Source organism: Methanobrevibacter arboriphilus (assembly GCF_019669925.1).
GTDB classification, from domain to species: domain Archaea; phylum Methanobacteriota; class Methanobacteria; order Methanobacteriales; family Methanobacteriaceae; genus Methanobinarius; species Methanobinarius arboriphilus_A.
The window spans coordinates 264,847-278,946 of record NZ_AP019779.1 but is presented as its reverse complement, the minus strand read 5'-3'; the positions used below and the strand labels follow the sequence as shown (position 1 = coordinate 278,946).

8 protein-coding genes are annotated in these 14,100 nt (G+C 24.6%); 6 read left to right on the top strand and 2 right to left on the bottom strand.

What is annotated here, in order from left to right; all coding sequences use genetic code 11:
- Nucleotides 1–190: 190 nt before the first annotated feature.
- Entirely contained in the window at nucleotides 191–997 is an 807-nt protein-coding gene (gene cfbC / locus MarbSA_RS01165; protein WP_221061672.1) for a Ni-sirohydrochlorin a,c-diamide reductive cyclase ATP-dependent reductase subunit, read from the top strand.
- Nucleotides 998–1,059: 62 nt separating this feature from the next.
- On the opposite strand, the gene MarbSA_RS01160 is transcribed toward cfbC, so the two are convergent.
- Nucleotides 1,060–1,503: a GIY-YIG nuclease family protein gene (locus MarbSA_RS01160; RefSeq protein WP_054835379.1), complete on the bottom strand. Its 444-nt coding sequence runs from the start codon at nucleotides 1,501–1,503 to the stop codon at nucleotides 1,060–1,062.
- 412 nt (nucleotides 1,504–1,915) lie between these two features.
- Here MarbSA_RS01160 and MarbSA_RS01155 point away from each other — a divergent pair, with 412 nt between their 5' ends.
- The 3 genes from MarbSA_RS01155 to MarbSA_RS01145 all read left to right on the top strand — a co-directional run bounded on the left by MarbSA_RS01155 (nucleotide 1,916) and on the right by MarbSA_RS01145 (nucleotide 3,862).
- On the top strand, nucleotides 1,916–2,764 hold the full coding sequence (locus tag MarbSA_RS01155) for an Rpn family recombination-promoting nuclease/putative transposase (RefSeq protein ID WP_280636267.1): 849 nt from the start codon (nucleotides 1,916–1,918) through the stop codon (nucleotides 2,762–2,764).
- Nucleotides 2,765–2,816: 52 nt separating this feature from the next.
- Nucleotides 2,817–3,077 (top strand): hypothetical protein, encoded by a 261-nt coding sequence (locus tag MarbSA_RS01150; protein WP_221061670.1) that lies wholly within the window; start codon nucleotides 2,817–2,819, stop codon nucleotides 3,075–3,077.
- Between the two features lie 374 nt (nucleotides 3,078–3,451).
- Nucleotides 3,452–3,862, top strand: a complete 411-nt coding sequence (locus MarbSA_RS01145) for a DUF371 domain-containing protein (RefSeq protein ID WP_221061669.1) — start codon at nucleotides 3,452–3,454, stop codon at nucleotides 3,860–3,862.
- Between the two features lie 40 nt (nucleotides 3,863–3,902).
- On the opposite strand, the gene MarbSA_RS01140 is transcribed toward MarbSA_RS01145, so the two are convergent.
- Nucleotides 3,903–4,316 carry a nuclease gene (locus tag MarbSA_RS01140; protein ID WP_221061668.1) on the bottom strand — a complete coding sequence of 138 codons (414 nt, stop codon included), beginning with the start codon at nucleotides 4,314–4,316 and terminating at the stop codon, nucleotides 3,903–3,905.
- A 459-nt stretch (nucleotides 4,317–4,775) separates the two neighbouring features.
- On the opposite strand from MarbSA_RS01140, the gene pmurD2 reads away from it, so the two are divergent.
- Entirely contained in the window at nucleotides 4,776–6,074 is a 1,299-nt protein-coding gene (gene pmurD2 / locus MarbSA_RS01135) for a pseudomurein biosynthesis peptide ligase pMurD2 (RefSeq protein WP_221061667.1), read from the top strand.
- 372 nt (nucleotides 6,075–6,446) lie between these two features.
- A complete protein-coding gene (locus tag MarbSA_RS01130; RefSeq protein ID WP_221061666.1) occupies nucleotides 6,447–14,087 on the top strand; it encodes a transglutaminase-like domain-containing protein in 7,641 nt (2,546 codons plus the stop codon).
- The last annotated feature ends 13 nt before the right edge of the window (nucleotides 14,088–14,100 follow it).

The window sequence follows — 14,100 nt, the reverse complement described above, 5'->3', positions numbered from 1 at the left end:
TTAATTTTCTGATTTAGTATATTATTTTATATTATTTTATTATCATTTTCATAATAATTATTACTATCATGATTATTATTCTTATAATTATAAATTTATTATAATTGTTAAATATTAACTATTAATTATTATTATCCTTATTATCCTTATTATCGTTATGATTTATAAATGTAGAATTATCGGTGTATAAATGTCAAAAACTAAAAAGATCGCTATTTATGGAAAGGGGGGAATTGGTAAATCTACTACTGTAGCTAACTTAGCTGCTTCTTTTGCAAACAAAGGTAAAAACGTTATGGTTATTGGTTGTGATCCTAAGGCAGATACTACAAGAACTCTTTGTGGGAAAAGACTGCCTACCATTCTTAAAACTATTAAGGAAAATAAAAATCCTGATATTTCTGATATAATCTTTGAAGGTTATGGTGGTGTGCTTTCAACAGAAAGTGGAGGTCCAGAACCTGGTGTTGGTTGTGCTGGGAGAGGAGTTATCGTCGCTATGAAACTACTCGAAAAATTAGGTGTTTTTTCTGAAAATGATTTTGATGTTATTATATATGATGTTTTAGGGGATGTTGTTTGTGGTGGATTTGCTGTTCCCTTAAAAGAAGATTATGCAGATGAAGTTTATATTGTGAGCTCCGGAGAATATATGTCACTTTATGCAGCTAACAATATTTCAAAAGGTATTAAAAAATTAAAAGGTAATCTTTCAGGTATTGTTTGTAATTGTAAGGGAATTAAAAATGAGAATGAAATTGTTGATTCATTTGCTCAAAAAATTGGTACTAAAGTAATTGGAGTTATAAGTAGAAGTGAGCTTATTCAATCTTCAGAACTTGAAGCAAAAACAGTGGTGGAAAAATATCCTGATTCAACAGAATCAAAAAATTATTCTATTTTAGCAGATTCTATTTGGAATAATAACTTTGTTTCCTCTTTAAATCCACTTGATGATGATGAATTTGAAGATTTTTTCAAGAAATTCATTAGTTAATAATTATCTAAGTTAATACTTATCTATATATTGAGATTTAAGAAAGCTAATACTTTAAATACTTATTTTTCTAATGATTTAAAGTATTCTAAATTATAGAAGTTAATCTCTTGATTTTCATAGGCTTTTTTAACTGTATCAATACAAAAATCCTTATTACTAAAGTATATTAAGTGTGATTTACATTTGCAATCAGAACAACCAAAATTTTCTTTTTCTTCACCATTTTTAGATATGAAATTAGCTAAGCTACATTCTACTTTTTTTTCACTTATAGTGAATATTATATCTCCAATTTTTGTTGTATTGTCTTTTAATAGATAATCTATATGCCATCGAATCTTTTTTTCATTTGATAAGTGTCTTTTTATTCTAGGAATTAAAGAATTCATGGCTGACCCAATATAAACATAAAAACCTTCTTTATATATAGCTGAACCTATTGCACCAACTTCTATTTTACTAGATTTTTCTTTATGTATGATTAAACAGTAGCTACCCTTCATTATTTAATATAATATTGATTGATATATATAAATTATACTGTCTTTCTCCTTTATATTGTATTTTTAATATAATTGATTTCAATACTTTTTTATAATTATTAAAAAATCATAGATTTCTTAATTTTATAAAAATAAAAAATTTTTATAATTATTAAATAATCAAAGATTTTTTTATTATTGAATATGTATAAATTTTTAATTTTTTGTTTTTTTAATTTTTTTTAATATGAATTTTTCTTTTTGGTTTTATTTTTTTATTTTTGCTTCAATTTTCTTCTTTTAGGTTAATTTTCTTTTTGTTTTTGAATAAAGGTTTTATACTTCTTTTTTTAATATTTTTACTTGTTAATAATAATTAATTTTTTTTTAGGAGGTAGCTATTATTAATGATATTTTAAGAGATTATGATCCTTTGTATGATTTTCTTTTTAGTAACTATATGGCAAGTAAAGGATGTGGAAAACAATTGACTGGTTTGATTAATGCCATTTTAGTTGAAAATAATGAGGGTAATGTTTTTAATTTAAAAATAATTGATAATAAGTTTTTATCAGGTAAAGTAGCTAATAATAGAAATTGTATTTTGGATTTGAGGTCTAAGTCTTTTGATGGTCGTGTTGTTAATATTGAGGTTCAAAAACAGGGTGAAAAATACTTTAGACGGAGAAGTCATCTTTATATATCTCGTGAACTTTCTAATTCTGCTGAAAAAGGAGGCTTAGAAAGATTAAAATCCCATATATTGATTAATATTATTGATTTTAGATTTTGTAAAAATAATGTAATTAGTCGAAAATTTAATATGATAGATAAAACAGAGTTAAATTGTGAATACAGTGATTGTATAAAGATTATCAATGTTAATGTCTCTGCTTTTAGAAAACTAAAAGAAATTGATTTTGATAATCCTTTGCATCGTTGGTTGGTATTTTTAGATAAAAAAAGTACAAGGGAGATGATAGAAATGGCTATGAGTAAAGATGAAAATATAAAGATAGCTCATGAAAAAATTGAAGAATTATTAAAAGACGAAGCTTTTCTACATGAATTAAATAAAAGAGAACAAGCTGATTTAAAGTATGAAGGTGAAATGGCTTATAGAGAAGAAAAAGGTAAGAAAGAAGGTATTGAAGAGGGTATAGAAAAAGGTATAAAACAAACTGAATTGAATGTAGCTAAAAGAATGAAAAATTCAAATTTTTCTTTTGATGATATAGCTAAAATCACTGGTCTTTCTTTGGAAGAAATTGAAAAGCTATAATTTTTTAATATTATTTTTTAATAGTGAATGATAGCTATTGAGGTGTTGTAAAATGGCTATGACTAAAGATGAAAAAATTAAATTATATGAAGAGTTAATGGAAGATAAAGATTTTTTGCATGAAATGAATAAAAAAGAACAAGCTGATTTAAAATATGGGGGTGAAATGGCTTATGCTAAAGATAAAGGTATGAAAGAGGGTTTTGAACAAGGTAAATTGAATATAGCTAAAAATTTAAAAAGTCTTGATATATCTATTGATGATATAGCTAAAATCACTTGTCTGTCTATTGATGAAATCAAAAAATTATAATTTTTCAATAATTTTTTTAATTCTTATTTTTAGCTTTTTATTTTTTTAATTCTTTTTAATATTCTTTTAAATTTTAATTTTTTCTTTTATTTTTAATATTTAAATATACTTATTTGTAAAAATTAACCTAAATTCACTAATTATATAAAATTAAAAGGATGAATATGAGAATTATTTTCAATGATTTTTCTAAAAATTTGACTTTTGGCAATTACTCATATAAAAATAAAAAATTTTAAAAATTATAAAGAATTTATAAATAAAAATTTATAAATAAAAGTTAGATTTATAACTAAAAATATGGGCATAAATAAAATTAGAGTTATAAGTATTGAATCAGATGAATATTAAAAAGATTATACAATGGTGATAAATTGAATTTTATAATACAAGCTAAAGGACATGAGAATGTTACTTCAAAACATAAATCTACATTTGAAATTACTAAGGATAAAAACCTTTCAATAGCTGGAGATTGTATAATTGGTGTGGATATGGATAAGACTATGGATGATTTTCCAGAAGAACTTAAAGAAAAAATAGCAAATGAAAATACTAAAATTAAAGTTAAATTATCTACTTATAATTCAACTGATGAAATTAATGGTTTTGGACATCCAAGACTTACATTAAATCATCCAACAGATATTGTATCTAGGAAGAGTAATTATGTATGTTCTAGAACCCTCATGATAAAATCTGATAAAGCTTCATCTGATTTAAATAAAAACTTAATTAATGATTTAAAAGAGGGGAAATCTCTTAAATTTGAGATCATTATTTAAATTGTGTTTTTAATATAAAATTAGTAGATTATAATTTAAATTAAATATCACAGCTTTCTGAATTTAAACTTAATGCTCCTTTTATACTATCTACAATACAATTTGCATTCCAACCAACTAATGAAATAGCTACAGATTCTAGATTTTCTGGAACTTCTTCAACACCATAGGGTCTAACTAATACAATTGGTGTTTCATATTTTTTACTAGCATCAACAAGAGCATCTATTTTTTCCTTATTATTTTCATACAGTCCTGATAAGATAATGACAACATCAATTTTACTAAAAAATTTTTCAGTCAGGTGAGAATAAGATCCAGGAACCGATTCTTTCCATAAAAATTCAACTTTAGAATATAATTTCTCTACAAATTTAGGATATTCTTGATTTTCATCAATTCCATTACTTATAAGGAGATTATAAATTTTATCATCTATATCATCTTCAAACATTTTAAAACCTCTGTTATATTAGTTTTATTATAATTTATTATATTTTATTTATTTTTTTCTTTTAACCAATTATTATTTATAATATAAACTTTAGATATATAAGTATTATAATTTTATTAACTATTTAATTTATTATTAAGAAATTTATTACTAATATTTTTATTATTCATAGTATTTATATTGAAATACTTTATTAGATTAGTTATTTTAATTAATTATTAAATTAAAATATTATAAAATTAAAATATTAGATATTTAAACTAAAATATTAAATTAAATATTAAATTAAATATTAAATCAAATATTAAATTAAATATTTTTTAGATATTAAGTTAGATTGTTTATTGGATTTATTATTAATAAATTATTTTAGATAATTTATTGATTATTTTAAGATTTAATACTTTATTATAAATATTATTAATAATAAAAAGTGTTAATAATCGTAATTTTGATAAAATGAGAGCTGCAGTTGTTGGATTAGGGGTTGAAGGTAAAAAAGCTACTAAATCTTTATTGGATAATAATTGGCATGTATATGCTACTGATTTAAAAACTGATATAGATTTAGGTGATTTAGAAGATTTAAAATTACTCTCTGATAATACTTTTTTTATAAGTGAGAAAGCAATTACTCTTTCTAGTGAAAATCTAATTATTGATCTTGGGTATAATGATATGGATACTATTGCTAGTTGTGATGCTGTGATGCTAAGTCCAAGCTTGTGGAAAACAGAATTAGCTAAAAATGTAGTATCTTCTGGAAATCATATCAGTGACTTTTTAACAAGACATAAATCTATTAAAACAATTGGAGTAACTGGAACAAATGGTAAAACCACTACTGTATATATGCTTAAAGAGATTCTTGAAAATTCTGGTAAAAAGGTCCTTGTTGGTGGAAATGCAGGTGGAGGTTTTAATGGCTATTGCGATGTTATTTTAGAAGCTGAAAATGGAGATTATGATATAATTTTAATTGAAGTTTGTGATATGACTTTAAATTATTGTAATTATTGTTTTGATTTTGATTTAGTAGGTTTAACTAATATTGGTAATGACCATATGGATATTCATAGATCGATTGAAAATTATAAAAATAAGATTCTAGACTTCTCTAAAAACAAAACAATATTTTTAGACAAAAATTTAAAGTATTTTTCTGAATTTGAAGAGGAATTTCCTGATTTATCTAATATATTATCTTATGATGAATATTTAGGTGATTTAAAAGTTTTTGGAAAATTTAATCGCCTTAATGCTGGTTTAGCTGCTTCAATTGCAACTTATCTTGGAGTTAATGATGAGGTTATTTTTAATACTTTGAATAATTTTAAAGCTATTGAAGGTAGATTAAAAATTTTCAAATTGAATGATTCAGAAATATTTATTGGAAAAACTGATAATTCTGATGCTGTTAAATCCTTATTAGATGAGAAGTATTTCTATGCTGCTTTTGTTGGAACTCCTAGAATCAATGAAGAGCATCGTTTTGATATATTAAATACTGTAGCTTATTCAAGCCCAGAAGTAATTGTACTGTTCCCTGGTTTAGATGATACTGTTGATCATGGTTTATATAGATTAAATTCTATTGGTTTTGATGGGAGAGTTGAAGTAGCTAATAGTCTTGATGAGATTATTGGATTTATAGCTGAATATTCTCATGAAGATGCAATTTTTATTGGTGGAAATGGCCAAGAAAAAATAATTGAAATTCAAGAAAGATTAAAAGCATTATCTGATATTTGTGATTAAGATAAAGTTTCTAAAATATTAATTAAATTTTTATCTTTTTTTATTTATTCTTTTTTTATTAGAGTTGTACATTTTTTTGGAGTTTTTTTATTTTTTCATGGTTTATTTATAAGTTATTTATAAATAAATTTAAATTTTACATAAAAACTCAATAATTTTTAATAGTTTTTGTAAATGTTTATATAGGATGAGAGTATAATATTTATATAACATAAAGAATGTTCGCTATTTATATATTTTTAATTTTTTTATTATTGGGATGTTTAGATTTGTTAGATTTTTATTATCTTTATTTTTTTTTATTTTGGTGATAAAAATTGTTATTTTGATTGTTATGGTGATTAGATAGTTATTTTATAGTAGCTGATGGAGATGAATTTAGAAAATTTGAGAATAACACGGAAAATGGGAAGTGTTGATATGTTGTTTCGTATTTTTATTCTATTTTCTTTTATAATTTTACTTTTTTTATCTTTAACATCGGTTAATAGTGCTGATTTTGATGATATTCGTCAAACTATTGATTTAACTGATTCAGGTAAGACAATAACACTTCAAAACACTACTTATAATGGTAATGGTTCTCAAATACAAATTAGTAAAAATATTACTATTCAGGGGCCTAGTGGTCAGTATGCTACACTTGATGCTAAAGGTGAAAGTCGTATTATAAAGACTGGTAATAATACTGTTGTTACTTTTAGGAGGATTATTTTTAAAAATGGTTTTCTTGAAGGCACTGGTGCTGGTTCAGCTATTCGTGCAGGTGGACAGGTAATTATTGAAAATTGCACCTTCCTTAACAATCAAGGAGAATCAGGAACAGCTGTATTTTTATCTCCAGATGCAGATAACTCTAGGATAAACAACTGTATATTTAAAGGAAATAAAGGTATATATGCTGGTGAGGATGATTGGGTTGAAGGTGCTGCTATTGATGTTCATGCAGGACATGTTAACATTACAAATTCTATTTTTGAAAACAATCAGGCACTTGATACTGGAGGAGCAATTAATTTCGCTATTCAAAGTATAGGTTCTCAATTGATTAACTGTAATTTCACAAATAACACTGCGCCTACTGGTGGAGCAATAAAAATCCTCAATACTGATATTCTTATTCGTAATTGTAAATTCATAAATAATAAAGTAAATGGATCTGGTGGAGCTGTATATATTAGAAATTCTAAAGTCAAATTAGAAAACTCAATATTCACTTCTAACTCTGCAAACACTAATGGTGGAGCAATCTATAATGATTTATACAATACTTCAACTACTGGTTATTTGAATATTTCTTCTTCGAACTTTAAAGATAATAATGCTTTTAATGGCGGAGCAATATATTCCAAAAACATCCTAAATATTAAAAACTCTAACTTCACAAATAACCAAGCAACAAATAATGGAGGAGTAATCTATTCATCCAACATTACAATACTTATAAACACGTCATCACTTGTTAACAACTCTGCAACAAATGGAGGAGGAATATACTCAAGCTCTTCAAACATAACAGCCAATTATAATTATATAGCTAATAATAATGGTAATAAGTATGTTTATATTACTGGATCAAGCACTCTTATTGATTTATCTTATAATTGGTGGGGTGATAACAATAATCCATTAATTAACCATGTTACTAACACTAGTAACGTTGTTTTAAGTGATTATTATACTGTTAATGTTAAACTTGTTAGTTTAAATGGTGATTTAGCTACTTTTAATTATTTTTTAACTCTAAAAAATAGTGAAATCTCACTTGGCTCAGATTATTTACCAGCTTTTTATGGTGATTACTATAATGGAACCAACCATACTCGATTTCAAGCTAATACACAAAAAACAATAACCACAAATTTAAATAGTGACAAGCTATTTAAAGTTAGTGTTGATGACTTTGTAGGATATCTTGTTGTTTTTGTTAATGATATTTATGGTGATGACTTTTATAGTGGTGATTCCTGGGAATCTAGTCTTAAAAGCTTGAAAAAAGCAGTAAATCTTGTAATTGATGGAGGGTATGTTTATATAGCTTCATCAGTTTACAATGGAGTGAATAATACTAATATTCTGATTGATAAGGATTTAAATATTATTGGTGTTAATGATAATGAAGGTTGTGTTGTTTTTGATGGTGAAAATAAATTTAGTATTTTTAAAATCCTAAATGCAGATGTGAAAATTAATAATATTACATTTATTAATGGTAATAGTGATAATGGTGGAGTTATTTATTCTGATAATTCTAATTTAACAATAAAAGACTCAAATTTCTTAAATAATACGGCTACTAATTATGGTGGGGTAATAGCCATCAATGGTGGAGGTTATTTTAACCTATCTAATATTAAATTTTCTAATAATCATGCTACTTATGGAGCTGGAATTTACTTAAAAAATACTAATAACTTTAACTTATACTCATCAGTCTTTGAAAATAATACTGGAGGTATTGGTCAATCAATATACCTTGATAAAGATAATAATGGTTTTAATGTTTCATACTCCTTGTTTTTAGATAATGGTAATAACATTGTTTTTTCCAATGGTTCTAATAATGGTTACTTTGATTATAATTGGTGGGGAGATAATAATTACACTAATCACACTAATTTAAAAGTAAATAGCTGTTATACTGCAATTTTCACCAATAATAATACTTTTAATACTGTTGTTGGTGATAATTGCACAATATTTTATTCTTTTCACTTAAATAATACAATAAATAAAGGAAATATAAACCTTCTACCTGATTTTAATGTTTCACTCTACTACAATGATATATTCCTTGATTCATTAAATGTAAAAGAAGATAAAACATTTAAATTCCTATTAAAGCATGTTTATAATAATCTTTCTATTTTTACAAATAATAGGGTGTTCTTTTTAGAGTATTTGGTTGGTAAAGGTAAATTGGAAATTGAAAACCTCACTATATTGGTTGATAAAATTAATTATGCTGATAATATAACTTTAAAGATAGATTTAAAAGATAATTTCACAGGAAAACTAAACATAACACTCAAAACAGCTAATAAAACTGATAGTGATGCTTTAACAAGAGAAATAAGCTTTATCAATGGTATTGGTTATTTTAATTATGTTATAACTTTATTAACTAATGTTTCATTTGATATTCAGGGAACCAACAATATAGATTACAATAATACTAATAATATTAGTACTTGGAGTTTTGTTAAGTATGAATTAAATATAAGTAATATTATTATTCAAAATTTTAACTATGGGGATGATTTGAATATTAATATTGACTTATATCTTTCTTCTCTTAACCCTAATATTACTCAAGTATTTAATGTTACTGTTAATGGTGAAACAAGGGAAATAAGCTTTATTAATAATTATGGTATTTGGGTTCATAGAGTAACACAGGCAGGAACAGTAAAATTTAATGTTAATTTAGAAGAGGATGATTATTACTATTCTGCAAATAAAAACACTAGTAAATTCTTCAATTGTACTTTTTATATAGATTCTGTCAATGGTGATAACAGTAACATTGGAACCAGTCCAGATAAATCTTTCAAAGATTTTAAACATGCATTAAATCTACTTATTAGTGGTGGGACAATATATGTACTAAAAGGAAAATATACTGGAGAAAATAATACTAATATAACCATTAAAAAAGATGTAAACCTCTATGGACTAGATAATATCATATTCACCACAAAAAATAATAATATAAGGGTTTTTACTGTAGAAAACGGTTTATTATACATAGCTAATATTATATTTTCTAATATTTCTTTTAATGGTGAGGGAGGAGCAATATATACAACCAATAAAGGCCGCATTGAAATTATTGATTCCAAATTCATAAATAACAATATTAATGGTAATGGATTAATCTATCTTAACTCAACTGAAAACATTATAAACAGAACAGAATTCATTAATAATACAGCTATTAATGGAGGAGCTATTTTTATAGAAGGTGACAATAATATTATAGTTTCTTCATCTTTTGTTGATAACACAGCAGATTATAATGGAGGAGCTATAAGTATTGATGGTGATGGCAATATTGTTGGTTATACTAGATTCTTTAATAATGGGGATAATACTTTAAAACAAGTTTATAATTCTGGTTATGGTTCTAATTTATCTTTTAATTGGTGGGGAGATAATTTTAATCCTTTAAGTGCTCATATTAATAATACTGGTAATATTATTTCTTTTAATTATTACAAAGTAGTTTTTAAAGATCTAGGAAATGGATTATTCTCTTATCAATTAGCTACTGATTATGGAAATTCTGAGGGAGTTTCTAACTTTTTATCATTTAATGGTTCTTTTAAAGATAAAATGTCTCCTATTTCAGATTTGTTTAAAGCCAACACTGATTTAAAAGAAATACTTGTTAATGGTAGTCTTGGTTTTGTAATGTTTAATGTTGATAATTGGAACAATATGATGATTTTTGTCAATGGAACAGGAGGATCTGACACAAATAATGGAACCGACTGGAATGTTGCAGTAAAAACAATAAAAAGAGCATTAGAATTAGTTGTTGATGAAGGAACAATATATATTGCAGGAAACATTACTTATAAATCACTTGCTAATTTGAATCAGACTATAGCTAAAAATATTACCATCATTGGAGCTTCTAGTTATAGTGGAGGAGCTATAATCTTAGATGGTGAGAAAAATCCAGATATTAATGTTTTCACAATTATTGATTCAATAGTTACCCTCAAAGAATTGGTTTTCAGAAATATTAACGGAACAGCTATTAATAGTATTAATTCTAAATTAGAATTATTAAAATGTGAATTTACAAACAGTACAGGAGTTAATGGATTAATAGATTTAAATAATTCTTTCATTTATTTGAATGATACAAAATTTAGTTTAACTAATGGTAAATTGATTAATTCTCTTAACAGTAATTTAAAATTTAATAATACTTTATTTAATAGTGTTAAGTCTGATAATAATGTTATTTATGCTTTGAAAACTCATTTAATCTTTGATAACATAGAATTTACTAATATTGATGGTAAAAATTCTATTGTCTTTGTTGATAGTGGGAATATTCATGTTTTTAATTCAAATTTCATAAATAATAATATTAGTGCTTTTTATACTAATAATAGTGATTTAGCTATTCAAAATAGTTTATTTGAAAATATTAGCCTTAATAATAGTGATATTGGTCTTATTCATGTTGTTAATGGGAATTTAACTGTCAATAATACTGTTTTTAAAACTATTAGAAATGGATTGGTTTTATATTTAAATAATTCTAAACTTATTTTAACAAGTTCCAATTTTATAAATAATGACTTAAAGGATAATAATCTTATCTATTCAACTACTGGTGAATTGAAATTTAATAGGGTTAATTTTATTAGTGATACTACTAATAATAATCTTATTTTCACTAATAATAGTTATTTATATATAAATTCTAGTGTGTTTGAGAATATCTTCGTTGATGGTTCTGTTATTTTTAATACTCATAGTAGTTCAAATTTTAATAATGTTTCATTCTCTAATATTACTTTAATCGATGGTAATATTGTTAATGATCTTAATGGAGGATTATATTTTAATGATATTATTTTTCAGGATATAGCTAATGGAACATTATTATATACTAATAATTCAAGTTTTAATATTGAAAATAGTAGATTTAAAAAACTTAAAGGAAACTTACGTGTTTTTGAAAGTGTTAATAGTGATTTGAATATTATTAATTTGATTTTTGAAGAGATTAATTCAACAGCTAACTTGTTTTATGTTATTGGTGGTGATTTAAGTTTTAAAAATCCAGTATTTGAGGGTATTGTTTTTGAAAATGATTTTTTCTTGTTTTATACTAATAATTCTAATGTGAATATTGATAATTTTGTTTTTAACTCAACTATCAAAGGAAAACTCATTAATATTCATGGTGGAATTGTAAATATTAATAATTCTGTATTTAAAAATTTTAATAACTCTAATATTATTAATAATAATGGAAAACTCAACATATTTAATTCTAATTTCACAAATATTCATAGTAATGGTGTTATTTATAATAATGGTGTTTTAAACATCGTTGATTCATTATTTAATGATATTAATTCTAATGATGAAAGTGTGATTTTTAATAATGGTTTTTTAGTTGTTTCTGGTTCTGTTTTTGAAAATATTAGTTCTAATGGCGATGGTGGAGTGATATACTCTACAAACACTCTTAATATTGTATCTTCTAATTTTACTAATAATAAGGCAGTTAATGGTGGGGTTATTTATTCTATTGGTTTTGTGACTATTGATTCTTCATTATTTGTAGGTAATTATGCTGAAAATGAAGGGGGTACTGTTTATCTTGGTCAAAGTTGGATTAATATTAGTTATTCTCAATTTAAAAATAATAGTGCTACAAAAGGTGGAGTAATATATTCTGAAAGTATTTTGAATATTTTGGCTTCTAAATTTGAAAATAACTCAGCAACAAACGGAGGAGCAATATATTCAACTAATTCTTTAAATATTAAAGGTGGAGGTATTACTAATAACAATGCAGATTATGGAAGTGGAATCTATAATTCAGGTATTTTGAATTTATCAAGTATTTATGTTAGTGGGAATGAAGCTGAAATCTCTGGTATTGAAGTCTTTTCTGATGATTCATCATATTCAGGTAGTAGCTTAATAGTAGAGGCAAGTTTGTATTCTGGTGATAATTTACTTAATTTTGTTTTTAGTGAAAGTCCTGATGTATACATTGATCGCAACAAACAAACACTTTCAGATTTATCTATAAATACTGTTATAACATTAAAATTTGAGGATAATGTTTATAGTGCGAAAACTGGTAATGATGGTGTAGCTAATTTCATTATTTCTATGCCTTTAGTGTTAAAATCAACATTTGTTACTATTTCAGTTATTTTTCTTCATAGAGGAATTGAATTTTCTGATTCAAATGAAATAGAAATTATTGGTTCTGATGAAGAAGGAGAATTTGATGATTTTGATGATTTTATATTTGATGATGAATTTTTAGTTGAAAGCAAGTCAAATAAGGGTTCTATTAGTAGTCCTAACTCTCAATCTAGTTCTATAAGTAGTTCTAAATCTTCTACTGCTAAATTAACTTCAGCTGAAATTAAGAAATATACAAAAGGATTTACTAAAACAAAATCTTATAAAGAAGGTTATGTTGCTAGTGGAAGTGGAATGAAATGGACTAAAGTTGATTGGAACAAATCTATTCATAATTATCCTGCAGGTTTGAGAAAAGTTAGTTTTTCTGTTTATCATAAAAAAGTAAAATATTCTTATTCTAAATATAAAAAGACTACTAAGGATAAAAAAGGAAATACTGTATATTATAAGTCTTATCTTACAGGAAAAAAGAAAAAAAGTCAAAAATATCTAATTGTGAAAGAAACATGGAAGAAAAAGACTAAGAAAGTAAACAAATATGATAATCCTTATTTGAAAAAATCAACAAACTGTGAAGTCAAAAATAAAACAATAAAAGATAAAGCAAAAGAAATAACAAAAAAATATAAGACTAGATATTATAAAGCAAATGCAATTTGGAATTGGGTTAGAAAAAATATTAAATACAATGAAAATCATCATTATTCTGCATTTAAAACATTGACTAAAAAATCAGGAAGTTGTCAGGGTCATTCAAATTTAATAGTTGCTATGTGCAGGGCATTAGGAATTCCAGCAAAATATGAATCTAAATTCAGATATAATACAAAAACAAATAAACATGAAGCACATGTATGGGCTTTAGTATATGTTAATAATAAGTGGTATGTTGCTGATGGAACTATAAAGAAGTACTTTGAATATCCTCTTGGAACTTTAAATACTGCTTGGACAGATTCTAAGAATCCTGATTATAAATATATGCAGTATTATGGGCATGATTTCCAATATGACTATAAATATACCTCATGGAGTTCCATCTGTAATAGATTAACTGGTAAAAGTCATAGGGATACTAATATTACACATGTTAAATGATAATTTGGTGATA